Source organism: Providencia sp. PROV188 (assembly GCF_027595165.1).
GTDB lineage: Bacteria > Pseudomonadota > Gammaproteobacteria > Enterobacterales > Enterobacteriaceae > Providencia > Providencia lanzhouensis.
On sequence record NZ_CP097291.1, the window covers coordinates 1,024,782 to 1,051,533 of the forward strand.

The 26,752-nt window shown below is 43.6% G+C and carries 23 protein-coding genes and 6 tRNA genes; 10 read left to right on the top strand and 19 right to left on the bottom strand.

The features are described 5' to 3' along the window. Together M5X66_RS04560 and M5X66_RS04565 are read right to left on the bottom strand one after the other, a co-directional pair. Positions 1–741 carry an amino acid ABC transporter permease gene (locus M5X66_RS04560; RefSeq protein ID WP_006662330.1) on the bottom strand — a complete coding sequence of 247 codons (741 nt, stop codon included), beginning with the start codon at positions 739–741 and terminating at the stop codon, positions 1–3. A 114-nt stretch (positions 742–855) separates the two neighbouring features. Next, positions 856–1,749 (bottom strand): amino acid ABC transporter substrate-binding protein, encoded by an 894-nt coding sequence (locus M5X66_RS04565; RefSeq protein WP_036947666.1) that lies wholly within the window; start codon positions 1,747–1,749, stop codon positions 856–858. 521 nt (positions 1,750–2,270) lie between these two features. On the opposite strand from M5X66_RS04565, the gene M5X66_RS18845 reads away from it, so the two are divergent. Genes M5X66_RS18845 through M5X66_RS04580 form a run of 4 tightly spaced genes read left to right on the top strand, consistent with a single transcriptional unit; the run spans position 2,271 to position 6,043 of the window. Continuing rightward, complete coding sequence (locus M5X66_RS18845) at positions 2,271–2,684, top strand: metal resistance protein (protein ID WP_442959373.1); 414 nt, start codon at positions 2,271–2,273, stop codon at positions 2,682–2,684. Positions 2,685–2,731: 47 nt separating this feature from the next. Continuing rightward, entirely contained in the window at positions 2,732–4,810 is a 2,079-nt protein-coding gene (locus tag M5X66_RS04570) for a protein-disulfide reductase DsbD family protein (protein ID WP_270103896.1), read from the top strand. After that, positions 4,807–5,535: a DsbA family protein gene (locus M5X66_RS04575; protein ID WP_036947659.1), complete on the top strand. Its 729-nt coding sequence runs from the start codon at positions 4,807–4,809 to the stop codon at positions 5,533–5,535. The genes M5X66_RS04570 and M5X66_RS04575 overlap by 4 nt, the downstream gene beginning before the upstream one ends. A gap of 7 nt (positions 5,536–5,542) precedes the next feature. Further along, positions 5,543–6,043: a protein disulfide oxidoreductase gene (locus M5X66_RS04580; protein WP_036947657.1), complete on the top strand. Its 501-nt coding sequence runs from the start codon at positions 5,543–5,545 to the stop codon at positions 6,041–6,043. Between the two features lie 66 nt (positions 6,044–6,109). Here M5X66_RS04580 and M5X66_RS04585 read toward each other — a convergent pair whose 3' ends face one another. Next, positions 6,110–6,823, bottom strand: a complete 714-nt coding sequence (locus M5X66_RS04585; RefSeq protein ID WP_154634076.1) for an NUDIX hydrolase — start codon at positions 6,821–6,823, stop codon at positions 6,110–6,112. Between the two features lie 171 nt (positions 6,824–6,994). On the opposite strand from M5X66_RS04585, the gene M5X66_RS04590 reads away from it, so the two are divergent. Together M5X66_RS04590 and M5X66_RS04595 are read left to right on the top strand one after the other, a co-directional pair. Further along, complete coding sequence (locus tag M5X66_RS04590; RefSeq protein ID WP_036947650.1) at positions 6,995–8,017, top strand: SPFH domain-containing protein; 1,023 nt, start codon at positions 6,995–6,997, stop codon at positions 8,015–8,017. Further along, positions 8,014–8,937 carry a sugar kinase gene (locus M5X66_RS04595; RefSeq protein WP_154600175.1) on the top strand — a complete coding sequence of 308 codons (924 nt, stop codon included), beginning with the start codon at positions 8,014–8,016 and terminating at the stop codon, positions 8,935–8,937. The genes M5X66_RS04590 and M5X66_RS04595 overlap by 4 nt, the downstream gene beginning before the upstream one ends. A gap of 64 nt (positions 8,938–9,001) precedes the next feature. On the opposite strand, the gene lnt is transcribed toward M5X66_RS04595, so the two are convergent. From lnt to miaB, 5 genes are all read right to left on the bottom strand, one after another. After that, the gene (gene lnt / locus M5X66_RS04600; protein ID WP_270103897.1) at positions 9,002–10,537 is read right to left on the bottom strand and encodes an apolipoprotein N-acyltransferase; all 1,536 of its coding nucleotides are present in this window, start codon (positions 10,535–10,537) and stop codon (positions 9,002–9,004) included. After that, positions 10,537–11,421 carry a CNNM family magnesium/cobalt transport protein CorC gene (gene corC / locus M5X66_RS04605; protein ID WP_154600177.1) on the bottom strand — a complete coding sequence of 295 codons (885 nt, stop codon included), beginning with the start codon at positions 11,419–11,421 and terminating at the stop codon, positions 10,537–10,539. The genes lnt and corC overlap by 1 nt, the downstream gene beginning before the upstream one ends. 190 nt (positions 11,422–11,611) lie before the next feature. After that, positions 11,612–12,079, bottom strand: coding sequence for an rRNA maturation RNase YbeY (gene ybeY, locus M5X66_RS04610; RefSeq protein WP_036947642.1), 468 nt, complete (start codon positions 12,077–12,079; stop codon positions 11,612–11,614). Beyond that, entirely contained in the window at positions 12,080–13,078 is a 999-nt protein-coding gene (locus M5X66_RS04615) for a PhoH family protein (protein ID WP_225577265.1), read from the bottom strand. It abuts the gene before it with no gap. Positions 13,079–13,164: 86 nt separating this feature from the next. Continuing rightward, the gene (gene miaB / locus M5X66_RS04620) at positions 13,165–14,595 is read right to left on the bottom strand and encodes a tRNA (N6-isopentenyl adenosine(37)-C2)-methylthiotransferase MiaB (protein WP_036947639.1); all 1,431 of its coding nucleotides are present in this window, start codon (positions 14,593–14,595) and stop codon (positions 13,165–13,167) included. Between the two features lie 336 nt (positions 14,596–14,931). Here miaB and ubiF point away from each other — a divergent pair, with 336 nt between their 5' ends. Then, on the top strand, positions 14,932–16,119 hold the full coding sequence (ubiF, locus tag M5X66_RS04625) for a 3-demethoxyubiquinol 3-hydroxylase (protein ID WP_108479416.1): 1,188 nt from the start codon (positions 14,932–14,934) through the stop codon (positions 16,117–16,119). Positions 16,120–16,175: 56 nt separating this feature from the next. On the opposite strand, the gene M5X66_RS04630 is transcribed toward ubiF, so the two are convergent. After that, the gene (locus M5X66_RS04630) at positions 16,176–16,562 is read right to left on the bottom strand and encodes a winged helix-turn-helix transcriptional regulator (protein WP_195848399.1); all 387 of its coding nucleotides are present in this window, start codon (positions 16,560–16,562) and stop codon (positions 16,176–16,178) included. A 99-nt stretch (positions 16,563–16,661) separates the two neighbouring features. Between M5X66_RS04630 and nfsB the strand changes: the two genes are divergently transcribed. Beyond that, positions 16,662–17,315, top strand: a complete 654-nt coding sequence (gene nfsB, locus M5X66_RS04635; protein WP_270103898.1) for an oxygen-insensitive NAD(P)H nitroreductase — start codon at positions 16,662–16,664, stop codon at positions 17,313–17,315. Positions 17,316–17,373: 58 nt separating this feature from the next. Here the strand turns inward: nfsB and M5X66_RS04640 are convergent, their stop codons facing one another. The 10 genes from M5X66_RS04640 to nagB all read right to left on the bottom strand — a co-directional run bounded on the left by M5X66_RS04640 (position 17,374) and on the right by nagB (position 23,294). Further along, positions 17,374–18,717, bottom strand: a complete 1,344-nt coding sequence (locus tag M5X66_RS04640; protein WP_108479367.1) for a dicarboxylate/amino acid:cation symporter — start codon at positions 18,715–18,717, stop codon at positions 17,374–17,376. Positions 18,718–19,097: 380 nt separating this feature from the next. Next, a tRNA-Gln gene (locus M5X66_RS04645) sits at positions 19,098–19,172 on the bottom strand. Positions 19,173–19,184: 12 nt separating this feature from the next. After that, positions 19,185–19,261, bottom strand: a tRNA-Met gene (locus tag M5X66_RS04650). A 48-nt stretch (positions 19,262–19,309) separates the two neighbouring features. Beyond that, a tRNA-Gln gene (locus M5X66_RS04655) sits at positions 19,310–19,384 on the bottom strand. Between the two features lie 52 nt (positions 19,385–19,436). Continuing rightward, positions 19,437–19,511, bottom strand: a tRNA-Gln gene (locus M5X66_RS04660). Between the two features lie 32 nt (positions 19,512–19,543). After that, positions 19,544–19,628, bottom strand: a tRNA-Leu gene (locus M5X66_RS04665). Positions 19,629–19,635: 7 nt separating this feature from the next. After that, positions 19,636–19,712 (bottom strand) — tRNA-Met (locus M5X66_RS04670). Between the two features lie 256 nt (positions 19,713–19,968). Then, positions 19,969–21,192, bottom strand: a complete 1,224-nt coding sequence (gene nagC, locus M5X66_RS04675; RefSeq protein ID WP_036947633.1) for a DNA-binding transcriptional regulator NagC — start codon at positions 21,190–21,192, stop codon at positions 19,969–19,971. 7 nt (positions 21,193–21,199) lie between these two features. After that, entirely contained in the window at positions 21,200–22,366 is a 1,167-nt protein-coding gene (gene nagA / locus M5X66_RS04680) for an N-acetylglucosamine-6-phosphate deacetylase (RefSeq protein ID WP_154634481.1), read from the bottom strand. Positions 22,367–22,490: 124 nt separating this feature from the next. Next, positions 22,491–23,294: a glucosamine-6-phosphate deaminase gene (gene nagB / locus M5X66_RS04685; RefSeq protein ID WP_108479370.1), complete on the bottom strand. Its 804-nt coding sequence runs from the start codon at positions 23,292–23,294 to the stop codon at positions 22,491–22,493. A 354-nt stretch (positions 23,295–23,648) separates the two neighbouring features. Between nagB and nagE the strand changes: the two genes are divergently transcribed. Both nagE and M5X66_RS04695 read left to right on the top strand, forming a co-directional pair. After that, a complete protein-coding gene (gene nagE, locus M5X66_RS04690; protein WP_108479371.1) occupies positions 23,649–25,676 on the top strand; it encodes an N-acetylglucosamine-specific PTS transporter subunit IIBC in 2,028 nt (675 codons plus the stop codon). 313 nt (positions 25,677–25,989) lie between these two features. Next, on the top strand, positions 25,990–26,742 hold the full coding sequence (locus tag M5X66_RS04695; protein ID WP_270103899.1) for a hypothetical protein: 753 nt from the start codon (positions 25,990–25,992) through the stop codon (positions 26,740–26,742). Positions 26,743–26,752 lie beyond the last annotated feature (10 nt).

A 26,752-nucleotide genomic window follows, 5' to 3' on the forward strand; every position in this document is an offset into this window, starting at 1 on the left:
TTAGCGTCCTCCTAGTGTGCCGGGTAAGCGCACTTTGCGCTCAAGCAAGCTCATTAGTAGCATAATAATCAAGTTGATACCGACATATGCCAGTGTGATTGCTGTGAAAGATTCCCAAGCATGGGCGGAGTAATCGAGTAATTTTCCTGCTTGTGCCGCCATATCCACTAACCCGATAGTGGATGCGATAGCGGAGTTTTTCACTAAGTTCAGCATTTCCGAGGTCATTGGCGGTAAAATGACGCGATAAGCATTCGGTAGCAGTACATAGCGATAGGTTTGTGGCAGTGTTAGCCCCATCGCGAGCGCTGCATTACGTTGCCCTCTAGGCAGGGATTGAATAGCAGCACGAACTTGCTCAGTCATTCGCGCAGCAGTGAACAAGCCAAGGCATAACATGGAAGAGAGGAAAAACTGGTAGTTAGGATCTAACTCCATTTTAAACCAGTCGCCGATAGATTGTGGCAGCAGTTCAGGGATCACTAGATACCAAGTGAAGAACTGAACAATCAGCGGAACGTTACGGAATAATTCAACGTAAGCAGTCCCTAAAAAGGCTAAAAAGCGGTTAGGTACTGTGCGTAAAATACCGAAAAATGAGCCAACCAGAAAAGCGATGATCCAAGCGCAGATGGATAGCGTGACAGTGACTTCTAAGCCAGATATTAACCACCCTAAATAGGTGGTATTCCCAAATGGGGCATTCTCAAGGAATATCCCCCAGTTCCAATTAATTGACATAATATGACTTCCTGTGGGCAATTTGATTGTCCCGAATACCGCAATAAGAGAAAGCAAGGCGGGAACGACCGCCTTGCGACTCCTACTTCAGTAACACCCTGTTTGTCTTTTTTATTAGTTTAATGCTTTATCGTTTGGTGATTTGAACAGCGCCTTCATTTCATCAGATAACGTAAACTTCAGATTCAGGTTTTTCGGTGGGATAGGTTGATTAAACCAGCGGTCGAATGATTTTTCCGCTGCGCCAGATTTTTGTGCAGTTGAGATAGTTTCATCGACCAGTGCTTTGAATTGTGGATCATCTTTACGCAGCATACAGCCGTAAGCTTCTTCAGTTTGTGGTTTTGCTACGATTTCCCAGATATCCGGTTGTTTCGCTTTTGCGCGCTCACCAGCTAATAGGGCATCGTCCATCATAAAGGCAACAGCACGACCAGATTCTAAAGTACGGAATGAGTCCCCGTGGTCTTTAGCACTGATAATGCGCATCTTCATGTTTTTCTCATCATTTAACTTATTCAGGATCACTTCTGACGTTGTCCCTGAAGTGACAACCACATTTTTGCCAGCTAAATCAGCAAAGTCTTTGATACCGGCGTCTTTTTTCGCCAGCAGTCGAGTACCAACCACGAAAATGGTATTAGAGAAGGCTGCTTGTTTTTGTCTCTCTAGGTTATTCGTTGTGGAGCCACATTCGAAATCAAATGTGCCGTTTTGCAGTAATGGAATACGGTTTTGCGAGGTGATAGGGATCAATTTCACCTGTAAATCAGGCATATTGAGTTTCTTTTTCACTGCATCAACAATGAGGTTGGAGTAGTCTTGTGAGTAGCCAACAACTTTCTGATTATTATCATAGTAAGAGAATGGCACTGATGATTCGCGGTGACCCACGACTATCACTCCATTATCTTTGATTTTTTTCAGAGTACCGTTTAATTCTTCTGCTTGAACTGCGCAGGTTGCACCCAAAAGCATCATTGTTAAAACAAGCTTGCTAATACGCATAATTACAGCTCCTTTAGAACATCGGTGTCAATCCGCCATATTTCGAGGTTTGTGTTTTAACGATACATTACTCGATTTATTTTGGTTTTGTGGTGTTGTGTTTGCAGATGTTTCGTGAGGTTTTCATCATGACACGATCATCGGCTGTATGTTTTATTATTGTTAAAAAGTAATTAAAAAATATGAGTTTTGAAAACGAATTGTTTTAAATTCGGGAGCTGTCTCGCATATTATTTAGGCAGTTGTGAACTGCGACACCAATAAAGAGACAAACTGCCGAAACTCGACTATCGTGCACCGAAATCGTGCAAAATAGTTTCGTTTTGCCATTTATTAAGTAAGTAGCAAGTTCCGTGCCGCTTTTCGGATAAAGTGCAAAAAATAGTTAATTTTATAAATGAGAGTTGTTTGTAAAGTTAGATGATGGTGCTTGTGTTGCTTATTTGCCTGTGTAAGATGTAACCTGTTATTAACTTAATTAGCTAATTATTGTGAATTCAGGAAGATAATCTGAGACAGACATGACGAGGTCGATAAAGTTAGGTAAAGGATTAGTGCTGTTTGCCTGTCTGATGGTGTTGATTTGTATGAATCAAAGAGCCGTCGGGGAGCGTCTATTCGCCTCAATGTTTACATCAGCTTCACTACAGACTTCTGCGGTAGCGAATCAAATCCAGCTTTCTTCAGAGCATTATCTTTCTGATATAAATGAACAAAATAGCAAGCCCGTGAAGCTTTCAACGTGTGAATTAAGTTCCAAATCACTCCTTACTCTTGTTCCTGCTGTGATAGAACCTCTCTTTTTTATATTTCTTTCTTTAGCGGCATTCGCTATCTTTTGCACTAGGCTATTTATATATAGAGCAAACCGTGAAGAGAGCCATTCCCCACCTGGCGTTCGGCGTCATCTACAATTCTGTAATCTTCGGGATTAGAAAGCCGCGGCTTATTGTTCGTCGCTGTTATTTATTCTGGAGGGATCATGCGTTTTTTTATTAATGCGTTAATTGTTTTATTTACTGTATTTTCTAGCAGCTTACAGGCTGCGGATACAGGCTGGTTACAACCTGCAAACACGGGTTTTATGACCGCAAACACACCGAGCCATGTACAGGTTCGCTTGCTGAGCTCTGCACAAAAAGAGGGCAAGGTCGATATTTTACTGGATGTAAAACTCGATGATGGTTGGAAGACCTATTGGCGCTCACCGGGAGAAGGGGGCGTTGCACCGGAAATAAGTTGGTCTTCACCCGTCAAAACGGTGGAGTGGCTATGGCCAACGCCGGGGCGCTTTGATGTCGCTGGCGTGTCGACACAAGGTTATATGGGAGACGTGGTTTTCCCTATTACAGTCACTAGTAGTGAGCATCTCGATAAATTGTCAGGCACACTGACATTATCAACGTGCAGTAATGTTTGTATTTTAACTGACTACCCTTTTGAATTGGATCTCACTGAACCGGCTCCTGCGGATTTTAGCTGGGCATTTAATCAAGCAAAAGGCAGTGTGCCTGCGGCTAGTGGGCTTGTTGAACAGGCGCAATTTGGCTTTGCTGGCAATAAATTGACGGTAGAGTTACAAAAAGCCGCCGATAATACCTGGATTGACCCGCATCTGTTTACTGATGTTGTAGATGGCGCGAGCCTTGGTGTTCCATCCCTAAAATATTCTGGCAATAAGTTAACCGCTACCATTGATGTTAGCGATGACTGGGGCGGTGAAGCGCCTAATCTTGTGGGTAAAACAGTTTCATTTGTTGTGGCGGACGGTGAGTTATCTCAACAAATACATGGCAATGTCGTGCCTTATACTGGTTCCGTATCTGGGGATGACAGTGGACACGCGCTGGGTTTATGGCAGATAGTTCTATTTGCGCTACTTGGCGGTCTGATCCTGAACTTAATGCCGTGTGTTTTGCCTGTACTGGCAATGAAACTCGGCTCTGTCTTATTGGTTCCTCAAGGTGAACAAAATACCATTCGTCGGCAATTCTTGCTCTCTTCATCGGGGATTCTGGTCTCATTCTGGTTATTAGCCTTATTGATGACATTCTTGCGATGGGGACAGGAAGTTGTTGGTTGGGGTATTCAGTTCCAAAGCCCGTGGTTTATCGGCTTTATGGTGCTGATTACGGCGCTGTTTACTGCGAATTTATTTGGGTTGTTTGAAATTAACCTAGGCAGTAAAGCAAATACGCGTTTAGCCACCGCAGGTGGGCAGGGTAATAGCGGGCATTTCTGGCAAGGGGTTTTCGCGACACTCTTAGCGACACCTTGTTCTGCACCCTTTTTGGGCACGGCGGTCGCTTTCGCATTAGCGGCACCGATGTCGCAACTGTGGCTGATTTTCACTGCACTAGGTATCGGGATGAGCCTTCCGTGGTTATTGATTGCGGCATTCCCTGTGATTGCGAAAGCGTTACCAAAGCCAGGAACATGGATGCTGAAATTGCGCGCAGTACTGGGCTTAATGATGTTGGTTTCCTGCTTATGGTTAATCAGCTTATTAATTCCCCATTTTGGTGCAATGACCGCTACCGTTATCGCCGTACTATTTTTATTAATCTTAGTGTTATTTATTCTTAAGAACCGAGGAGTTCGTGCGGCAATTTTCCCATTCCTATTATTCTCGGCACTGGGTGCTGGGTTTGCTTGGATGGCGATAGACCAACAACAAGGCCACCAAACGCTAGCTTCCGATAAGGTTCAATGGCAAACACTGTCTGAAGACGCAATCACGCGAGCGCTGGCAGATAATAAACGTGTGTTTATTGATGTGACTGCAGACTGGTGTGTGACGTGTAAGGCGAATAAATATAACGTCCTACTTAATGACGAAATTCAGCACTTACTGAGTGAACCGGATGTCGTCGCGCTACGGGGTGATTGGACAAAACCTTCACCTGAAATCTCGGCGTTTTTGCAACGTCGAGGGCAAGTGGCTGTGCCGTTTAACCAGATTTATGGCCCTAATCTGACAGAGGGGAAAATACTGTCAACAATACTTGATCGTGAATCTGTATTATCAATTATGACTGAGGCCAAAGGAGCCGAAAAATGAAAAAGACGATATTAGCTGTTTTATTTTCCTCACTAGTATTAGGGGCCACAGCACATGCAGCGCCACTGACTGCCGACCAAGAAGCACAAGTTCGTAAGCTGGTACGCGATACATTAGTTGAGAATCCAGAGATCCTTGAAGAAGCGATTGTGGCTTTACAAGCGAAACAAGGTGAAAAACAACAAGCGCAAATGAAACAGGTATTAAAAGATCAGCATGATGCCCTGTTTAATGACCCGACTAGCCCACGTATTGGCTCGAAAGACGCGAAATTAGTCTTGGTGAACTTTACTGACTTTAACTGCCCATACTGCAAACGCTTTGACCCACTGTTAGAAGATATTGTGAAGAAAAACCCAGATGTTGCAGTTGTTATCAAGTACCTGCCATTTAAAGGGGAAACCTCGCTGGAGTCTTCGCAATTAGCGATGACTTTATGGCAAGAAAATCCAAAAGCGTTCTTAGCTCTGCACCAAAAACTGATGGCGAAACAGGGGATGTTATCTGATTCAAACATCAAAGAAGCGCTGCAAGCAACCGGCAATGATAAGTTAAAAGCGAATGATAAGAGCCGTGCAGCTATTCGTAAAAACCTTGAGTTGGCTAATATGCTGGGCGTGAATGGTACGCCTGCAACGCTAGTGGGTGATGAAATGATCCCAGGCGCTGTTGATGCACAAGAATTTGAACGCATCGTGAAAGAACAGCTCAGCAAAGCGAAATAATGTCGTGATGGGGAGACTGAAAAAGTGGTCAAAAGAGCTTCTCGTATTGGCGATTATTTTGGTGATCGCTTTTACGGTGATGGACTTTTGGCGTAAACCGCAAAGCCTTGCCCCCGTGTTATTAGAGCCACTCACCATTGCAACGGGTGAGGTGGTTTCTATTGCTGAACTCAGCGAAAAACAGCCTGTATTAGTCTATTTCTGGGCAACATGGTGTGGTGTTTGCCGCTTCACATCGCCAACCGTTTCTGATTTAGCAAAATCAGGAGTTCCGGTGGTGACGGTAGCACTGCGTTCGGGGGAATCTTCTCGACTGTTAGCCGGAATGGAAAAAAAGGAATTAGATTTTCCTGTAGTGAATGATATCAACGGTCAACTGGCTGCGCAGGTTGGCGTGACAGCAACACCGACCTTTATGATTATCGATAAAGGCGAAATGGTGAGTTTTACTTCTGGCTGGACGAGTTATCTGGGGCTGAAAAGCCGTTTATGGCTCGCTTCGTTTTAATTAAATGCCCTTGGTATCAGCATCAAGGGCATTTTTCTTATCAAACTCTAATCTCAAACTCTTTCATCAAAATTCGAGATTGCGAATAAACCGATAGTCAGCCGATTGGGACTTTAAGCGATAAAGATTGGCTGGGCGTCCGCGCTCTTGGCGTTTCTCCCCTGTATCAATCAATAAATCAGCTTGGTCTAAACGGCGACGGAAAGATTTATTCTGTATGGATTTTCCGATTAAAACCTCATGAACATGTTGCAGCTCGGCTAAGGTGAATACTTCCGGTAGCGCAAATCCCGGCACAATGGAATAAAGGGATTTCTGGCGTAAACGTTCACGGGCTTGTAAATAAAGCTGATAGTGATCGAAAGCCAGTGCCATGTCTTCAATCTCTTCGATGGAGACCCATTTAACAGAATGTACACTTTCAATGTGCGCTTCGCAGGCTTGGTGAGCAATGAGTGCGGTATAGCAGACTGTCACTGACCAGCCTCGAGGATCTCGCTCTGAATTTCCTATGGTACATAACTGCTCGATATAAGGAGGAACAACCCCCGTTTTCTCTTTTAACTTGCGATATACCGTATCGTCTAACGTGGCATCACAATTTTCATCAACGAACCCACCCGGTAATCCCCATTGCCCTTTCTGAGGGTAATTAGCACGTTCCACGAGCAGCACTTTTAAGGTGTTTTCATGATAAGTGAATAATACGGTATCCACTGTGAGCAAAGGAGTTAAATAATCTCGTCGATCATAATTAGATAAAAACTCTTTTTCTGTCATGTGATTAAGATCCTTTCCCCCATATTTAGTCTTGCGCTAAATCATACGCGAAAATTTATTTAGTGTCATTAAGACATTTAAGCGTTGACTTATTTGTGTCTGTAGGACAATAATTAATTAAGGTCATAAAGACACTAATTGATTTCACAAAGACACTAAGTGGGGTAGACCATGTTAAATTTTAAATATTTCAAATCAGATTCATCGACATTCATTATTCAATCCATTAATGGTGCGGTACGTAAGCAAGGTAAAGGGTTAAGTTTTTGGTATAACGCGGATAAAACGTCCATTGCGGCATTACCTTTGAACGCCCAAGAAGCGCCATTTATTTTTAATCTACAGACAGCGGATTTCCAAAGCTTGCGTATTCAAGGGCAAATTTCGTTTCAAGTGAAATACCCAGAAAAAACAGCGGATGTCTTGAATTTTAACCTTGCCCAAGATGGTAAATCTTATGCGTCAGAAGACCCGTTAAAGCTGAGTGATAGGGTGGTTCGTAGTGCCCAAACTGTCATCCAAGCAAAAACGCAAAGTACCGATTTGCGAGATGCATTACTCATGGGGCAACCATTGGTGCTGTTGGTTTCTCAGCAACTGTCTGAGCATCCTGCACTTGAATCGTTAGGCATAGAAATTTTGGATGTGGCAATTTCTGCTATTACACCGTCTCCTGAAACGCTCAAAGCGCTGGAAGCTCAAGCACGGGAATCAATTTTGAAAGAGGCTGACGATGCGATTTATGCGAGACGCAAATTCTCTGTTGAGCAGGAGAGAACTATAAAAGAGGCGGAATTAGAAACGGATTTATCAGTACAAGCCAAGCAGCAGCAAATTGAAGAAGCTCGGTTGGATAATGAACGTACATTGCTGCGTGAGCGTGCTGAAATTGAACAAGAAGAGTTAATAGCTCAGGTTAATTTGGAAGCTAAGCGTAATGAGCTGGTGGCGCTAAGTGTTGAAAACCAACGTACTCAATCAGAAGCGGATGCTTATGCCATCGAAGCTAAAATGAAAGCGTATAGCCAATTGCCAGTGGAGAATTTGAAGGCGATGGCATTGGCGAAAATGAACCCAGAGCAATTGATGGCGATGGCATTTGAATCCTTGGCTCAAAACGCAGGCAAAATTGGTGAAATTAATTTCTCACCAGATTTATTTGGTCAGCTAATGAAAAAAGGGGCTAAACAATGAGTCAGTATGATGATGTTCGCTTTGTGTTAGTGATGCGTAAAACTCGTATGCAGGAATTAATTGAGCGTTTCAATACCTGGTCGCAAGCAAAATTTTACCTTGAACATAATGATGTTGAAGTGAGTGATTACCTACTTGAACATGATGTGTATCAGCGGCAGTTAATCCAAGCTGAGTCGATTCTTAAAACGATGGGACGCTTTCAATTACTGGAAAGAAAACTGTTACCGAGCTACCAGTTTTCAGCGCGAGATATCGTGGTGGTCATAGGGCAAGATGGTTTAGTGGCAAATACCCTTAAATACCTTAATGGGCAGCCGGTGATTGCTATAAATCCGGAACCGACGCGTTGGGATGGTAAATTGCTGCCCTTTGAAATTGGGCAGCTATCGGATGTGGTGACGCGTACACTAACTGGAAAGGTAAATCAAAAATCCGTTACTTTTGCGCAAGCTACAACCAATGATGGGCAAACGCTATTAGCCGTTAACGACCTATTTATAGGTCCTAAAAGCCATACATCTGCACGCTATCGAGTGAAATGGCAAGGGCAGCAAGAATTTCAATCATCATCAGGAATTATTGTCTCGACAGGGTTAGGGTCAACGGGATGGTTTCAATCTATTATTGCGGGGGCTCAGGCGATAGCAGGGACTCACTCCCATCCATTATCACAGGGGTTTGGCTGGGATGAAAAACGGTTACAGTTCAGCGTAAGGGAACCTTTTCGCAGCCGAATGACGGGAACGGAATTAGTGTTTGGCACCATTGAGCAAACCACGCCATTACAATTAGAGTCATTAATGCCTGAAAATGGCGTAATTTTTTCCGATGGTATTGAAGATGATTATTTGAATTTCAACGCAGGCTGTATTGCCTCAATTGGGATAGCAGAAACGCAGGGATTATTAATTGGTTAGGTTAAAAAAATCCCCGAATCATCAATCGAGATGTCGGGGATTATTAATCGGTTTAAAGCGTCAATTAGTGACGTTTTTGACGACGGTTAAGGGTAAATCCAACAATACCGAATATGGCGACCATACCCCACATCGGCCAGTTACTCCAACGAGCATAAGGGGTTAATCCCGTTGTTGGTGTGACTTTTTCAGCCAGTACCGCATCTTGGAACTGTGGCAGAATACCTTGAATGGAACCATCCGCACTGATGACCGCCGTTACGCCATTGTTGGTGGCGCGTAATAGCGGGCGACCAAGTTCTAATGAGCGCATTCTTGCCATCTGGAAATGCTGCCAAGGACCAATCGATTCACCAAACCAAGCATCATTTGAAATTGTCAGTAAGTAGTCACTGTCAGGTTTGAAGTTATCTCTAACTTGAGTACCCAGAATAATTTCATAGCAAATGGTTGCTGTTAGATGAATATTACCAATTGCTAATTGAGCCTGTTGATAATCTCCACGGCTAAAGCCCGACATTGGTAAATTAAAGAATGGCGCAAGCGGGCGAAGTAAATCTTCCAACGGGACGAACTCACCAAATGGGACTAAGTGATGCTTGTTATAACGATTCTTAGTCGGGTAGAGATAGGGTTTTCTATCACCTAGCACAATGATGGAGTTATAGAATACCGAATCACCATTGACCGGTTTGGCATCAACAGTTCCGGTAATTAACCGCGTTTTGGTTTCATTTAGCAACGTGTCCAGCGCTTTAAGCCACGGCTGATTTTCCAGTTCTACCACAGGAATGGCTGACTCAGGCCAAATAATCATATCGGCTTTGCCAATATAAGGGCTGGAAAGCTTGATATAGCGATCTTTGGTTTGCTGCAAAAAGCCTGCTTCCCATTTCATTGATTGAGGGATATTGCCCTGCACCAATGCCACTTCCATGGTTTTATCATTCAGAGGAGTGAACCACTGGACGTTTTTGGCTAACAGAGGAACCAGCAACAGCGCCGCCGCACATGCTAGAGGGATAAGATTGCGGCGAATGACTGTTAGGACGAGCAAGCCGCTGATGCTAAATAGCAGCAGGGTTATCATCTCAACGCCAAAAATCGGCGCTAATGATTTCATCGGTCCATCAATCTGAGTATAACCAAATTGCAGCCATGGGAAGCCAGTCAGTACCCAACCGCGCAGAAACTCAGTCACTTGCCACAGTGCGGGCGCCATCAAGACTAAGCGCCAAATATTGGCGTTGGGGGTGAGTTTATTGAGCAGTAGACCAAATAGACCGGGGTACAGAGACAGATAAGCAGCCAGCAAGATAACGATAAATACGTTAACGGCATCCGGCATCCCACCAAAATCGGCGATACTGACATACACCCAGTTGACGCCGCTGCCAAATAAGCCAAATCCCCATGCGAACGCGATAGCAAAAGCTTGCTTGGCGGTTCTGTGTAGGGTTAATAGCTGGAGAAAGAAAATAGAAAGGAGAGCGGCGGGCCAGAAGTCAAAAGGCGAAAAAGCCAGTGTACCACTGGCTCCGAATAGTAAAGCCAGCAGCAGGCGTAGCCACTGGCTTTGATAAGTAGAGGATAAGTTCATTAACTCTGTTCTTCATCCAAAGTAGGCACTGGGGCATCGTCAGGAATTTTTACTTGAAGCAGTATAATTCGACGGCTATCCGCCATGGAAACTTTAAACTGGTAGTTATCGATGGTAATGGTTTCACCACGGGATGGTAAGTGACCAAAGGCTTGCATCACTAAGCCCCCAACGGTATCTACCTCATCATCACTAAAATGCGTCCCAAAGGCGTCATTAAAGTCTTCGATTTGAGTCAAGGCGCGAACAGAGTATGAATGGCGGCTCAGCTGGCGGATATCCACATCATCTTGGTCGTCATACTCGTCTTCAATCTCACCGACGATCAGCTCTAAAATATCTTCAATAGTCACTAAACCAGAGACACCGCCGAACTCATCAATAACGATGGCCATATGGTAACGCTGGGAACGGAATTCTTTGAGTAAGCGGTCTACTCGTTTACTTTCAGGAACAACAACGGCCTGACGTAACACTTTATCAATACTGAATGGTTCTGCGTCGGTACGCATAAATGGCAGTAAATCTTTTGCCATTAATAGCCCTTCAATATGATCTTTATCTTCGCTGATAACAGGGAAGCGAGAGTGGGCAGAATCGATGATGACATCGAGGCACTCATCAAGGCTTTGGTTACGTTTTAAGGTAACAATTTGAGAGCGAGGGATCATGATGTCACGTACCCGCTGATCGGCAATATCCATGACACCTTCCAGCATTTCACGGGTATCCGGGTCAATTAAATCGTTTTGTTCAGAATCACGAATTAATTCGACCAAATCATCACGGTTTTTAGGTTCACCATGGAAAAGTTGATTTAACAATGCAAAAAAACCTTTCTTAGGCCCAGGGGTGTCACTACTCGAAGAGTTATCGTCGCTCATGGCGTTTAATTTATTATTCCTCAGTTAATTAGAAAAATCGCTAACCCATAGAGTTAGGTATGAATTGTTTAGCTTAAAACATTTTGTTTAGCGAAACAATTTATGGGTTAGCGTCGGAGCATATTCTTTACGTTAACAGACATCGTTTTACGTCTAAAAATGCTTGTTAACGTTAAAAATTATAGTGAGCTCACTCTTTTTCCGCAAGATACGGATCGGCATAACCCATTTCTGCGAGGATCTCGGTTTCTAATCCTTCCATTTCTTCAGCTTCATCATCTTCAATATGATCATAACCGAGTAAATGCAGGCAACCGTGAACTACCATGTGTGCCCAATGCTCTTCTTCACTTTTTTGCTGCTCGACGGCTTCTTGCTCCACCACTTGGCGGCAAATAATTAAATCCCCTAACAGCGGAAGTTCCACTTCTGGTGGCGCTTCGAATGGAAATGACAGCACGTTAGTCGGCTTATCTTTTCCACGATAAGTTAGATTTAATTCATGGCTTTCGGCTTCATCAACAATACGAATAGTGACTTCACTTTCAGCTTGAAACTTGGGTAATACCGCATTGACCCAGCGCTGGAACATCGCTTCAGAGGGTAAACCGTCGGTATTTTCGCTCGCTATTTGTAAATCGAGAATAACATCGCTCATTTAGTGATTTTCCTGCTTTTCAAGCTCACGTTGTTGCTCTTTTTCTTCTTTCAATTGCTGGCGACGTTTGCTGTCTTGCTCTTCCCATGCTTCATAAGCCATGACAACTTTCGCCACGACAGGGTGACGCACCACGTCTTCGCTATGGAAGAAGTTAAAGCTTAAATCATCCACGTTCGACAACACTTCGATGGCGTGTCTTAAACCGGATTTGCTGCCTCTTGGTAAGTCGACCTGAGTGATATCCCCAGTGACAACAGCTTTAGAGTTAAAACCAATACGGGTTAAAAACATTTTCATCTGTTCGATGGTGGTGTTTTGGCTCTCATCTAAAATGATAAACGCATCGTTCAGTGTGCGACCGCGCATGTAAGCCAGCGGAGCCACTTCAATCACATTACGCTCAATCAGTTTTTCAACTTTTTCAAAACCAAGCATTTCAAACAGCGCGTCGTACAGAGGGCGTAAATAAGGATCTACTTTCTGGCTTAAATCACCCGGCAAGAAACCCAGTTTTTCGCCTGCTTCAACCGCAGGGCGGGTGAGCAGAATTCGGCGTACTTCTTGACGTTCTAATGCATCGACGGCTGCTGCAACAGCAAGGTAAGTTTTACCAGTTCCCGCAGGACCAATTCCAAATGTAATATCGTGATCTAAGATATTGGCAATGTATTGCGCCTGATTTGGGGTACGAGGTTTGATCACGCCGCGCTTGGTCTTGATATTCACGGCTTTACCATAGTCAGGCACGCTTTCTGCGGATTGCTCAAGCACTCTGCTATCGACAATCGCAAGGTGAATATTTTCAGGATCAATGTCAGGGATCACACCGCGGATTGGCGCGGTATCAACGTACAACTGGCGTAAAATCTTACTGGCCGCTTGGATATTAAGCGCTTTACCCGATAGTTTAAAACGATTGTCTCGGCGATTGATTTCAATGCCAAGACGACGCTCTAATTGCTTAATATTGTCGTCAAATGGCCCGCAAAGGCTCATTAAACGCTGATTATCTGCGGGCTCTAAAAAAATCTCTTGTGTTGCGATTTGCAAAGGTTTGTTATCGGTCACTGAGTATCCTATCTTTAGGGTTGGAAGTTACCAACGCCAAGTTCATCTTCTTTACGGGTACGTGCAATCACGGATTCAGGGGATTCATGAACACGCAGATCCATTTGATCTTCGGTACGAATCACTTTACCGCGTAAAGAGTTGGTATAAACATCGACGATTTCGACATCAACAAATTTACCGATCATGTCCGGAGTGCCTTCAAAATTCACTACGCGGTTATTTTCGGTACGACCTGAAAGCTCCATCACATTTTTACGTGAGGTGCCTTCCACTAAAATACGTTGTACTGTTCCTAGCATGGCACGGCTGAAGCTCATTGCTTGCTGATTAATGCGCTGTTGCAGCAGATACAGACGCTGCTTTTTCTCGTCTTCGCTAACATCATCCGGTAAATCAGCGGCTGGCGTACCCGGACGCGCGGAGTAGACGAAGCTGTAGCTCATATCAAAATTCACGTCAGCAATTAGCTTCATGGTTTTTTCGAAATCATCGGTGGTTTCGCCAGGGAAGCCAACAATAAAGTCGGAGCTGATCAGAATGCCTGGGCGAGCTTCGCGTAATTTACGAATAATCGCTTTATATTCCAATGCGGTATGCGCACGTTTCATCATGGTGAGTACGCGGTCAGAGCCACTTTGTACTGGTAAGTGTAAGAAACTCACGAGCTCAGGTGTGTCGCGATACACTTCGATGATGTCATCGGTGAATTCGATTGGGTGGCTGGTGGTGAAGCGGACGCGGTCAATACCATCGATAGAGGCCACTAAACGTAATAATTCTGCGAATGAACAGATTTCACCGTCGAACGTCTCACCACGGTAGGCGTTAACGTTTTGACCCAGCAAGTTAACTTCACGCACGCCTTGCGCCGCTAACTGTGCAATCTCAAACAGGATATCGTCACAAGGGCGGCTAACTTCTTCGCCGCGAGTGTACGGCACAACGCAGAACGTACAGTATTTGTTGCAGCCTTCCATGATAGAAACGAACGCGGTTGGGCCTTCAGCACGTGGCTCAGGTAAGCGATCGAATTTTTCAATTTCAGGGAAGCTGATATCAATAATTGGGCTGCGGTTACCTTGAATTTGGTTAATCATTTCCGGTAAACGGTGCAGAGTTTGCGGGCCGAAAACGATATCAACGCAAGGTGCGCGCTGGCGAATAAAATCACCTTCTTGTGATGCGACACAGCCACCGACACCAATGATGATGTCAGGATTTTTGTCTTTGAAGAATTTCCAACGACCAAGCTGGTGGAACACCTTTTCTTGGGCTTTTTCGCGGATCGAACAAGTGTTTAATAACAACAGATCTGCTTCTTCAGCAATTTCAGTCAGTTGATAGCCGTGGGTGCTTTCCAGTAAAGAGACCATTTTAGATGAATCGTATTCGTTCATCTGGCAGCCCCAAGTTTTCATATATAACTTTTTATTTGTCGACATGTCGTGTATCCGGTGTTTTCGAGGTCTAAAATAGGGACTTCGAAACGCGTTGTAAATCCAAAGTCCTACCCTATGATGATGGGGAATTCACCGCATTTTGATTAAGAACAGCGTTCTGTATTGGATTAAATGCAAAAATCACCCAGTAATAACATGCTAAAATAATATCATCACCAAATACTTAAGGGCAGGCTATTTGCCTATTGTTTTAAAGATTGACGAGTATTGTATTCATTTGAGGCATCAGTGACCAGAGCCCGAGCGTAGATATTGCCTGCGGGGGTAAGAATTTTTCGGTATACTAAATAAATCAAACAGTTAATAGTAGCTATCATGATGAATAAACTAACTGAATTTTATGATGTTGTTGTGGTTGGTGCGGGAATGACCGGCGCTGCAGCAGCATTAGGCTTCGCCCAAGAAGGGATGAAAGTGGCTTTACTTGAGAAAGCCCAGCCGACCGAGTTTGACGCGAGCAGTACGCCAGATGTGCGTATCTCTGCCATCAGCAGTGCCTCGATTGAATTATTAAAGCAATTAGGGGCATGGAAACATGTAGAAGCGATGCGCAGCGCGCCTTATCGTGAATTAGAAACCTGGGAAGAGCCGGGCAGCAATGTGATTTTTGATGCTAAAAGTTTAGGCTTACCAGAGCTTGGCTTTATGGTGGAAAACCGTGTTTTACAGTTGGCATTGTGGCGAGAGTGCGAACAGTACAGCAACCTAGAGTTAGTTTGCCCAGCCACGTTGGTGAATTTACATCAACCTCATGGGCAAAAACACTGGATGGTTGAGCTGGAAGATGGGCGCATTCTAGAAACTAAACTGGTGGTTGGCGCAGATGGCGCTAATTCTCAAGTGCGTAAAATGGCGGGTATTGGAAGCCGTGGCTGGCAATATCGCCAATCTTGTATGCTGATCACTATCCAAACGGATGCGCCGCAGCAAGACCGTACATGGCAACAGTTTTTCCCATCAGGCCCAAGGGCATTTTTACCGCTGTATGATAACTGGGCGTCCCTCGTGTGGTATGACAGCCCCGCCAAAATTCGCCGTTTGCAAAGCATGTCTATGGAGCAGCTCACAGGTGCTATCTCGGAAGCGTTCCCTGAGCGGCTTGGTGCAGTAAAAGCCATCGCATCGGGCGCCTTTCCTTTAACACGTCACCATGCAAGCCGTTATGTGATGGATGGCTTGGTGCTGATTGGTGATGCGGCGCATACTATCAATCCGTTAGCGGGTCAGGGGGTGAACCTCGGTTATCGCGATGTAGATGTGTTATTGAAGGTCATTTACCAAGCGCGTGAGTGTGTTGAGACATGGGAGTCTTTGGATGTGCTTAAGCGCTATCAGCGCCGCCGTTTACCCGATAATCTTGTGATGCAGGCGGGGATGGATATTTTCTATATGGCCTTTAGCGAAAATTTACCGGGCTTGAAAATGCTAAGAAACTTTGGCTTGATGACCGCGCAACGTGCGGGCGAGGCGAAAAAATTAGCGCTAAAATATGCGCTGGGGCTGTAATCTACTGAACCTATTTATTGTTATTTGTTACCCAGATAAGTTTCTGGGTAACTTCCTCATGATGACTCTTCTGTATTTGCATCTTGCTCTTGCATATTTAATAGCGGGATCCCGTATTTTTCCCCCCACTCTTGCAGAGCATTAATCACTGTACTTAAAGATTCACCCGCGGGGGTCATTGAGTACTCGACTTTAGGCGGAACTTCAGGATAGACATGTCGAGTAATTAGCCCATCGCTTTCGAGTTCTCGTAATTGCTTGGTCAGCATACGCGGCGTAATGAAAACTAGTTTCCTTTTTATTTCATTAAATCGCAGTGTTTTTCCCTGTAAATGATACAGGATCACGCCCTTCCCTTTTCCGCCCATTAGCTCTAATGAGGCTTCAACAGGGCATCCATCGTAGGTGTAGTTTGTATAACGTCTTTTTTTGATAGTATCCATTTGTATAGTATGTGCCATTAATGTGCGTACTTGTCTGTTTGTACTTTTAACATTAGGATGTTCAAAACTCAAGACAGTTTATTTAACTTAGAGGATCCAATGAACTTAATTAATGTTTTAAATACCCGTTATGCAACGAAAAGTTTTGACCCAAATAAAACGATTTCTGATGAAACGCTGAGTGAGATAAAAGCGTTACTTCAATTAAGTCCTTCGAGTGTCAATGTGCAACCTTGGCATTTCTTGATGGTAAGTAGCCCTGAAGCAAAACAAAAAATTATCAATGCGACGGCAGGTGGATACTCATTCAATGAGGAAAAAATTCGCAATGCATCCCATGTGGTAGTGATGTGCGCAAAAACAGAGTTGCCTGAGGATTATTTACTGCATCTTTTAGAGCTCGAAGATGAAGAAGGGCGATATCAGAAAAGCGAGTTTAAAGAGCAAAATCATATGGCTCGTTCATTTTTTGTGAATTTACATAAGAATGAATTGAAGGATTTATCGCATTGGATAGAAAAACAAGTTTACTTGAATATGGGGGCATTATTATTGGGCGCAGCGGTGTTAGGGGTTGATGCGTTGCCAATGGAAGGTCTCGATTTTTCAATTCTTAATGACGAATTCGATTTAAATGAGAAAGGGCTAAGTGCGGTGACGGTAGTTGCGCTGGGTTATAAAACTGAAGACGATTTTAATTCTGCCTTACCGAAAGTGCGTCTTCCATTGAATGAAGTCGTGACTGAACTTTAATTTGTTAGATAAAAAATAAGCCGCGATTGCGGCTTATTTTCGTTATGGCAGTAATAAATTATTTATTATTTGCGATATCGACAGAACTCGTTGGTTGTACTACATCTTCTTCGGTGATGATTGAATCTAAAGATTCACCTTTGGATGAGAATGCATGCGCCAGTTTTTCGGTATCTAACTCTTTTTCCCAACGCGCAACCACGATACATGCACAAGCGTTACCGACTAAGTTGGTCAGCGCACGGCACTCAGACATAAAGCGGTCGATACCCAGAATCAATGCCATACCTGCAACTGGAATGCTTGGTACTACCATCAGTGTTGCCGCTAAGGTAATGAAACCTGCACCCGTTACACCCGCCGCACCTTTAGAGCTGATCATCGCAACTAACAGCAGGGAAATTTGCTGCCAGAGCGTCAGTTCAATATTGGTCGCTTGAGCAATAAACAGCGCCGCCATCGTCATGTAGATATTGGTGCCATCGAGGTTAAATGAATAACCAGTAGGGATCACTAAGCCCACGACGGATTTTTCGCAACCAGCGTGCTCCATTTTTCTCATTAAGCTTGGTAATGCCGCTTCAGAGGAAGAGGTACCCAGCACTAACCATAATTCATCTTTGATGTATTTGATAAGCTCAATAATCGAGAAGCCGTTATATTTAGCCACTGCACCCAGTACGACCAGAACAAACAGCAGGGAGGTGATGTAGAACGTCATAATCAGCATCATTAAGTTGCCGATAGACGAAATACCGTATTTACCAATGGTAAATGCCATCGCACCAAATGCGCCGATAGGTGCTAGTTTCATCAACATCGCAACCATCTTGAACACAGGCTCAGAGAAGTTTTGCAGCAGTTTAACGATAGGCTCACCGTGTTTACCAGTTGCTGCCAGTGCTAAACCAAAAATCACCGAAATAAACAGGACTTGCAGAATGTTTCCGTTCACCAATGGGCTAATAACGGTGTCTGGAATAATATTCATGAAGAAGCCAACGATGGTAGATTCGTGTGCTTTTTCAACATAGCCCGCGACTTTGGCATTATCTAAGGTTGCAGGGTCAATATTCAGTCCAGAGCCTGGCTGAATGACGTTAGCGACGATTAAACCAATAATCAGTGCGATAGTTGAGAATGTGATGAAGTACAGCATTGCTTTACCTGCAACGCTACCAACGGCTCTCATGTTGGTCATGCCTGAAATACCGGTCACAACCGTTAAGAAAATGACTGGGGCAATAATCATTTTCACGATTTTAATAAACGCATCACCCAACGGTTTTAATGACTCTCCGATGTCTGGGAAAAAATGCCCAAGGGCAATACCAAGAGTGATGGCGACGATGACCTGCACATATAAAATTTTATATAGTGGTTGTTTTATTATGTTTCGCATAAGTTTTCTCTGTAAAAATATTGTGTTATAGCAATTATAATTATTGGTTTTTTTTTACAACTGAGTTGAGATGGATTGGAAAGTTGGACTGATAATTTAAGACGAAAGGGGGCTTACGTATTACTAATCTAATCTAACTACAATTCGCCGCAAGATTACCACTTTATTTGGTTATGTGAAAATGACTGACATCACACTTCCGACATAAAGGTTGCATAAAGGTAAATGGGATGTGTTAAATGTTTTTTAAAAGGTTAAAAGAAAATTTAAAGGCAGAATGATAGTTTTAAAAAGCATTAAATAAATAACGCATTAAGTTTATTTACTTAAATTTTTAAATTGTTTTGAGAGTATTTTTTGATGATGGATACAAGAGAGGATGGCTGGGGTACCAGGATTCGAACCTGGGGATGCCAGGATCAAAACCTGGTGCCTTACCGCTTGGCGATACCCCAACAAAAAAGAAATGGTAGCTACGACGGGATTCGAACCTGTGACCCCAACATTATGAGTGTTGTGCTCTAACCAACTGAGCTACATAGCCATTGTATTTTCTTTACTGTGTGATTTTACTACTTGGTAGGATAATAGATGGCTGGGGTACCAGGATTCGAACCTGGGGATGCCAGGATCAAAACCTGGTGCCTTACCGCTTGGCGATACCCCATCCGAGAATATCTATTATTTATTTTCACTACGAAAATTAATTGCCTTTAAGATGGCTGGGGTACCAGGATTCGAACCTGGGAATGCCAGGATCAAAACCTGGTGCCTTACCGCTTGGCGATACCCCAATCTTAAATTCAATTTGTACCGAGAAGGAAAATGGTGCGGGAGACAAGACTTGAACTTGCACACCTTGCGGCGCCAGAACCTAAATCTGGTGCGTCTACCAATTTCGCCACTCCCGCAAAGAAATGGTGGCTATGACGGGATTCGAACCTGTGACCCCAACATTATGAGTGTTGTGCTCTAACCAGCTGAGCTACATAGCCATCTTTTTTTTTGCTTAACCTTCATCGGCGTTGCGGGGCGCATTATGCTAATTACAGGCAAGACAGTCAACAGCTTTTTGCACTATTTTTTAGAAAATGCGTCTGTTTGTTTGATGAATAATCATTTTGTCGATAAAGCCAGCAAAAAACAACCCCGAATTTGAAAAAATGTGATTTGTTATTATTAAGATGGTTAAAAATTACACTGGAATTTATTGCGCTATTTTGCTGTTTATCGATAAGAAAGAGCACAAAGCTAACTTTCTAATAATCTTTGGAGCAATTCCCCATTTAACATGGCGCGTTTTGTCAGCGCAAATGCACCAATTGCTGAATTATGAACCAGTTGTGAGGTAACAATCGGTAAGTTTTCACGGAAACCTTTTAATGCTTGGGTATCAATGCAGCTTTGAATGGCGGGTAATAGAACCTGCTCAGCTTCAGTAATGTCTCCGGCGATCACCACTTTTTCAGGATTAAACAAGTTAATAGTGATAGCGATGGCTTTACCAATTTGGCGTCCGACGTGTTGGATAACCTCGGTTGCCAGTGGGTCACCTTTATTGGCGGCTTGGCAAATATGGGTAATTGAACTGGTTTCAGGGGTTAATTGGCTCGCATAGCCCTGTTCTAAGCGCTGTTTCACGCGAGCTTCAATGGCTTGGTTGGAGGCGATGGTTTCTAAACATCCAAAATTACCGCAATGGCACAGGTCGCCTAGTGGGTCTACTTGGATGTGCCCAATCTCCCCAAGATTACCTCGATGATTAAGAAGGATCTCTTTATTAACGACTAAACCGGCTCCAGCGCCTCTATGAATGCGAACAAGAAGCGAGTCCTCACAATCTTGGGTAGCACCGAAATAACTCTCAGCGAGAGCTAGGCTGCGAATATCGTGCCCAACATAACAGGTGAGATTGAAATGCTGCTGTAGGTTATCAATCAGCTTCCAGTTATCCACTTTAATGTGTGGCATGTAGTGGACAATACCCGAATGCGGATTGACAAGTCCTGGCAATATCACCGAAATAGCAATCAGCTCACGGATGCGTCGCTGGTGCAGCGAGATAAAATCTTCAAGTGCCGCAATCAGTTTCTCTTCGACGATTTGCTGGGTGGGTTCTGTAATAGGGTAGTGACCGTCTGCCAGCATTTTGCCGCTAAGATCATACAGGGCGATTGTGGCATCGTAACGCCCCAAGCGTACGCCGATGGTGTGGAAATGTTTGTATTCGGAGACGATAGAGATAGCGCGACGGCCTCCGGTGGAGGCCTGCTGGTCTACTTCTTTGATTAAACCACGTTCGAGTAATTGGCGGGTGATCTTAGTGACACTCGCTGGCGCAAGCTGGCTCTGTTCCGCTATCTGAATTCTAGATATCGGTCCTTGTTGATCAATCAGGCTGTAAACGACAGCACTGTTGAGTTGTTTTACGAGATCAATATTACCAATTTGCTTTAGCGAGTGGCTTTGATTCATCAGCTAGTTACTCATTTTTATAGACTTCCTCTCCGTTTACATAAGTTGAAAGGACTTGGAAGTCTTGGTTAAAGGCAGTCAAGTTAGCCGTTTTGCCGGCTTCGATGGAACCTAATGTTGCCTCTACCCCAATGGCTCTTGCTGGGTAAAGGGTGGCCATTCTTAATGTTTCATCAAGAGGAATGCCAACATGTTCAACACTGTTTTTCACCGCATTAATCATGGTCAGGGAAGAGCCGCTCAGTGTGCCATTTTCATCGACACATAATCCATTGCGGTAGTATATGGTTTTACCTGCGAAGATAAAATGATCCATTTCACCTGTTTGGGGATCAATTCCCGCTGGTGCTGTCGCATCGGTGACTAAAACCAGCTTATCCCCTTTGAGTTGTTTACTATTGCGAATATTGGCCCATTGAACATGTAAACCATCCGCGATAATGCCTGCATAGACTTCAGGGGTATCGTAAATTGCGCCAACCAGACCAGGGCCACGACCAGAAATATATGGCATGGCGTTGAATAGGTGGGTTGATGCGCGAATACCTGAGCGGAAGCCTTGACGCGCTTCTTCATAGGTTGCATTGGAGTGACCTGCTGAAACCACAATGCCAGCTTCGGTGAGCTGGTGGATAAAGTGTTGCTCAACGACTTCAGGTGCGAGCGTGATCATGCTAATTGCGTCAGCATGTGCTGCTAAGTAATCCATCATTTCAATTGATGGCTTACGGATAAATTCTGGGTTATGAGTCCCTTTTTTAATCAAATTAATGTAAGGGCCTTCAATATGTAAACCAAGCGCTTGGTTCTTATTCTGTTTCAGATATTCAGTCATGACATCAACGCCATGCTTCATCAGTTCATCTGAACAGGTAATGAGAGTTGGCAGAAAGCTAGTACACCCCGCACGCTCATTGGCTTTTTGCATGATTTCGAGGTTTTTCAATGTGACATTTTCTTCGTTGTCATTGAATTGCACGCCGCCACAGCCATTCACTTGGAGATCGATAAAGCCAGCCGATAGAATGGCACCTTTCAAATCTCTACGTTCGATATCGTGAGCGAGTTCGGATTCTGGGCACACCGCTTTGATGATTTCGCCATCAATAATGACTGCGTGGTTATCCAGTCTTTCGTGACCTGTAAAAATAATGCAATTAGTTAATGCGTACATAGCGTAAAACTCCTGACCGCGAGTAAAATGGGTCACCGACCCGCATCAGTATGGCGGGTCGGGTGTTCGATACTCTATCTATTTTAGTTACTTTTAGAGGCTCTAAAATAGAGTTGAGTATAAATTAATCAAATTGCTCGATATTCGAACATTCTAATTGTTTGAAATATTTGAGCGTTTTGACTTTCAATTCTAATGTTGCTGGCTCATCACAGACAATCAATGCTTTAGGATGTAGCTGCACACAGCTGATTGTCCATAAGTGGTTAACAGAACCTTCTACCGCAGCGTGAACGGCATCAGCTTTGTTTGCACCCGTCGCTAATACCATCAGTTCTTTCGCATCTAATAAAGTAGCAACACCCACAGTTAATGCATATTTAGGAACTTGATTGATATCATTATCAAAGAAACGGGAGTTAGCCTGGCGAGTTTCTGGCGTCAGCGTTTTGATACGTGTTCTCGAACTTAAAGAAGAACCTGGCTCATTAAACGCGATATGACCATCATTACCTACCCCACCCATAAACAGGTTGATTTGACCGTAGGATTTGATTTTGTCTTCATAACGTTGACATTCAGCGTCGACATCAGGTGCGTTACCATTGAGTAAATTGATGTTTTCAGCTTGGATATCAATATGATTAAAAAAGTTTTGGTGCATAAACGTGTGGTAACTTTGTGGATGATCTTTTGGAATACCAATGTATTCATCCATATTAAATGTCACGACATGCTTAAAGCTGACTTTACCTGCTTTATATAAGGCAATTAATTCTTTGTAGGTGGCAAGCGGTGTTCCGCCAGTCGGTAAGCCTAGAACGAAAGGGCGTTCAGCTGTCGGATTAAATGCGTTGATTTTATCAGCGATGTACTGTGCGGACCATACGCCAACATCATGAGCATTATTTAATGGGATAAGCCTCATGTACTTTTACCTCTAGTGTTTCTTTAAATTTATACTTGTAGGACCCCAAATCTCAATTGTGTTGAACATTTTCAACATTTTCTTATGACTGAGGTACTTGGAGTATATACAGCAAATCATATAAAAAACTTATTTTTAATCATAAAATAAGTTTTCGAGAATAGCTACTAATTTAGTCAATATTAGGTTTCTTTCGTTGACATTTATCACAGTTTCCAGCTATTTATTTTGTATCGCGAAAAAATTCATCTATTCTATGAATTGCTATAATTAAGCGACTTCGGATATATTTCCGATGCGTGAAAATAAGATCCTGAAATGGGACAAAAATAGAGCGATACAAAGGGGGAGTTTGTGAATATTCTTAGCTACTTACAGCGGATTGGTAGGGCGCTTATGGTGCCTGTCGCCGTATTACCAGCCGCCGCAATCCTTATGGGGATTGGTTATTGGATTGACCCAGATGGTTGGGGCGCCAATAGCGCAATCGCTGCGTTACTGATCAAATCCGGTGCAGCCATCATCGACAACATGTCCGTGTTGTTTGCGATTGGTGTTGCGTACGGAATGTCTAAAGATAAAGATGGTGCAGCTGCATTAACCGGTTTTGTCGGCTTCTTAGTGGTGACAACACTGTGTTCGCCTGCGTCCTACTCAATGATTATGAGTGTGCCAGTGGAATCCGTCCCTGCTGCATTCAATAAAATCAATAACCAGTTCGTGGGTATCCTTGTTGGGGTTCTCTCTGCTGAACTTTACAACCGCTACAGTGGCGTTGAGCTACCAAAAGCGTTGTCATTCTTCAGTGGTCGTCGCCTCGTCCCGATTTTAACCTCATTCCTGATGATCATCCTGGCATTCATTCTGATGTATGTTTGGCCGGTGGTGTATAACGGATTAGTGGCGTTCGGTGAAAGCATCAAAGACTTAGGTTCTGTTGGCGCGGGTATCTACGCTTTCTTTAACCGTCTATTAATTCCTGTTGGCTTACACCACGCACTGAACTCTGTATTCTGGTTCGATGTGGCGGGTATCAACGATATTCCTAACTTCTTAGGTGGCGCGAAGTCTATCGAAGCAGGTCTGGCAACAGTTGGGATTACGGGTCGCTACCAAGCGGGCTTCTTCCCTATCATGATGTTCGGTCTACCAGGTGCGGCTCTGGCTATCTATCACTGTGCACGTCCAGAAAATAAAGCCAAAGTGGCTGGTATCATGATTGCAGGTGCGTTTGCTGCATTCTTTACTGGTATTACTGAACCGCTTGAATTCTCATTTATGTTCGTTGCGCCAGTACTGTATGTGATCCACGCATTATTGACCGGTATTTCTGTCTATATCGCGGCAACAATGGAATGGATTTCAGGCTTCGGCTTCAGTGCGGGGCTGGTGGATATGTTCTTACAGACACGTAACCCACTCGCAACTCACTGGTATATGCTGATTGTTCAAGGCTTAGTCTTCTTCTGCATCTACTACGTGATTTTCCGATTCATGATCCGCAAATTCAACCTGTTAACGCCAGGTCGTGAAGTCAGCGCGGGTGATGAAACTGTTGATGGCTATGACGAAAACGTCAGCGATGCTCACAGCGATGAAAGCGAAATTCAAAAAGAAGCTCGTCAGTATATTGCAGCAGTAGGTGGTAGCGACAACATCGTTAACATCGACGCGTGTATCACGCGTTTACGTTTAGGCGTAAAAGATTCAGCGGTAGTCAACGACCCACTTGCTAAACGTATTGGTGCATCTGGCGTGATCCGCCTGAACAAGCAAAACGTGCAAGTGATTGTGGGAACTCGTGCTGAATTAATCGCTAAAGCGATGACAGAAGTGATGGCAAAAGGCCCTATTGCGGCATCTGCGCCAGCTGCGGCTCCAGAAAAAAGCCAGCAAACGGCACCAGAAAAAGTAAAAGGTAACGCGGTACTGTCATTAATCGCACCAGTTAGTGGTGAAGTTTACTCACTGGATCAGGTTCCGGATGAAGCGTTCTCTAGCCGCATCGTTGGTGATGGTATTGCTATCAAACCAACCAGCAGTGAAGTGGTGGCGCCAGCCGCAGGGACAATTGTGAAAATTTTCCCAACTAACCATGCGTTCTGCCTCGAAACCGCGAATGGCGTTGAACTGATTGTGCATATGGGGATTGATACCGTTGCATTAAATGGTGAAGGCTGTGAGCGTTTAGTTGAAGAGGGTGCTGAAGTTGAAGCGGGCACACCGATTCTGAAACTCGACCTGCCATTTCTTGAAGCGAATGCAAAATCAATGATTAGCCCTGTTATCATCAGTAATATTGATGACTTCGCTGGCGTTGAAATTTTAGCGAAAGGTCAGGTTATTGCAGGTGAAACCGTTATTTATCACGTATTAAAATAATCTACGTATAGATAGAAAATAGCGAGCAGTACCTAGAAAATGCCAGCTTAATCAGCTGGCATTTTTTATCTAAATTATTCTGTAATTAATATCCAAAGCATTAATTCCTCAAGTATTAACTTTCGATGTATTAATTCCTATATTAATCAATCATGTATTCGGTATAACCGAATTTAATTTTTTGGCACTTATTACTATTTTATTTCTCTTATGGCTTATTTTCTTTGAGGTAAATTTCCCTTGTTGGCGAAGCGAAAAATCATTTAAGGAAATCGGTTGGTTAAAGGAAGCTGTTTTTAAAGGAATAAATAAGATGATGTCGAAAATAACGCTCGTGAGTGAAGCTAGCGAATATGTGTTTCAAAAAATGAACCATTTTTTTCAATGTTCAGGGAATCCGATTCGCATTCGTAGAATGAACAAAGAGAATTTAAAGTATTGCAATATCAGCTCGTTAGCAATGGAAGAGCCTTTAGATTGGCTTGAGTATCAAGAAATTGTTATGACCAAAGAGAGCTTTAGTTTTTGTTTTAAACTTATTAGCCGTAACCGAATTTTAGTCCGAATACCCGATAAAGCAGCGGGAGGTTGTGTCTGTAGCTATGACCCTCATTGCCGTCGAGCGACAATCGAAATACTGCAAAATTTTGAGAAAAACAATAAAGCATTAGATGGAAAAATGATGGTTTACTCATTGCTGAGTATTTTATTTTTTCTCATCAAGGTCGGGGGAGAGGGGGTCTATATTAATAACCCGGCTAACGAAGATCTTCTTGACTATTATATTGATGAATTGGGTTTTCAGGACGTCTTTAAAGATGGCAGCCTACTGTATAGCTCCAAGCAGCAACTGTTTAATCTCTTTGATGCGTTAAGGGAGCAGTGGAAACCCAAAGCAGGTCGAAACATAACAGACATACCTAAGGAGAGTGAAGAGCGACTTGCGGATGAATTTATGCGTTTGATTATCAGTGTCGCTCAAGCGATTAAGCAGATGCCTAAGGCGCCGAAAGGGGAATCCGTTGGGAAATTTGCCGATGAATTTGATGTATGGCGAAAAAACTAATTGATTGAAT

Bases quoted from the DNA above. Each gene is read 5' to 3' on its own strand.
- M5X66_RS04560 (WP_006662330.1), bottom strand. From the start codon at position 741: ATGTCAATTAATTGGAACTGGGGGATATTCCTTGAGAATGCCCCATTT.
- M5X66_RS04565 (WP_036947666.1), bottom strand. From the start codon at position 1,749: ATGCGTATTAGCAAGCTTGTTTTAACAATGATGCTTTTGGGTGCAACC.
- M5X66_RS18845 (WP_442959373.1), top strand. From the start codon at position 2,271: ATGACGAGGTCGATAAAGTTAGGTAAAGGATTAGTGCTGTTTGCCTGT.
- M5X66_RS04570 (WP_270103896.1), top strand. From the start codon at position 2,732: ATGCGTTTTTTTATTAATGCGTTAATTGTTTTATTTACTGTATTTTCT.
- M5X66_RS04575 (WP_036947659.1), top strand. From the start codon at position 4,807: ATGAAAAAGACGATATTAGCTGTTTTATTTTCCTCACTAGTATTAGGG.
- M5X66_RS04580 (WP_036947657.1), top strand. From the start codon at position 5,543: ATGGGGAGACTGAAAAAGTGGTCAAAAGAGCTTCTCGTATTGGCGATT.
- M5X66_RS04585 (WP_154634076.1), bottom strand. From the start codon at position 6,823: ATGACAGAAAAAGAGTTTTTATCTAATTATGATCGACGAGATTATTTA.
- M5X66_RS04590 (WP_036947650.1), top strand. From the start codon at position 6,995: ATGTTAAATTTTAAATATTTCAAATCAGATTCATCGACATTCATTATT.
- M5X66_RS04595 (WP_154600175.1), top strand. From the start codon at position 8,014: ATGAGTCAGTATGATGATGTTCGCTTTGTGTTAGTGATGCGTAAAACT.
- lnt (WP_270103897.1), bottom strand. From the start codon at position 10,537: ATGAACTTATCCTCTACTTATCAAAGCCAGTGGCTACGCCTGCTGCTG.
- corC (WP_154600177.1), bottom strand. From the start codon at position 11,421: ATGAGCGACGATAACTCTTCGAGTAGTGACACCCCTGGGCCTAAGAAA.
- ybeY (WP_036947642.1), bottom strand. From the start codon at position 12,079: ATGAGCGATGTTATTCTCGATTTACAAATAGCGAGCGAAAATACCGAC.
- M5X66_RS04615 (WP_225577265.1), bottom strand. From the start codon at position 13,078: ATGAGCCTTTGCGGGCCATTTGACGACAATATTAAGCAATTAGAGCGT.
- miaB (WP_036947639.1), bottom strand. From the start codon at position 14,595: ATGTCGACAAATAAAAAGTTATATATGAAAACTTGGGGCTGCCAGATG.
- ubiF (WP_108479416.1), top strand. From the start codon at position 14,932: ATGAATAAACTAACTGAATTTTATGATGTTGTTGTGGTTGGTGCGGGA.
- M5X66_RS04630 (WP_195848399.1), bottom strand. From the start codon at position 16,562: ATGGATACTATCAAAAAAAGACGTTATACAAACTACACCTACGATGGA.
- nfsB (WP_270103898.1), top strand. From the start codon at position 16,662: ATGAACTTAATTAATGTTTTAAATACCCGTTATGCAACGAAAAGTTTT.
- M5X66_RS04640 (WP_108479367.1), bottom strand. From the start codon at position 18,717: ATGCGAAACATAATAAAACAACCACTATATAAAATTTTATATGTGCAG.
- nagC (WP_036947633.1), bottom strand. From the start codon at position 21,192: ATGAATCAAAGCCACTCGCTAAAGCAAATTGGTAATATTGATCTCGTA.
- nagA (WP_154634481.1), bottom strand. From the start codon at position 22,366: ATGTACGCATTAACTAATTGCATTATTTTTACAGGTCACGAAAGACTG.
- nagB (WP_108479370.1), bottom strand. From the start codon at position 23,294: ATGAGGCTTATCCCATTAAATAATGCTCATGATGTTGGCGTATGGTCC.
- M5X66_RS04695 (WP_270103899.1), top strand. From the start codon at position 25,990: ATGATGTCGAAAATAACGCTCGTGAGTGAAGCTAGCGAATATGTGTTT.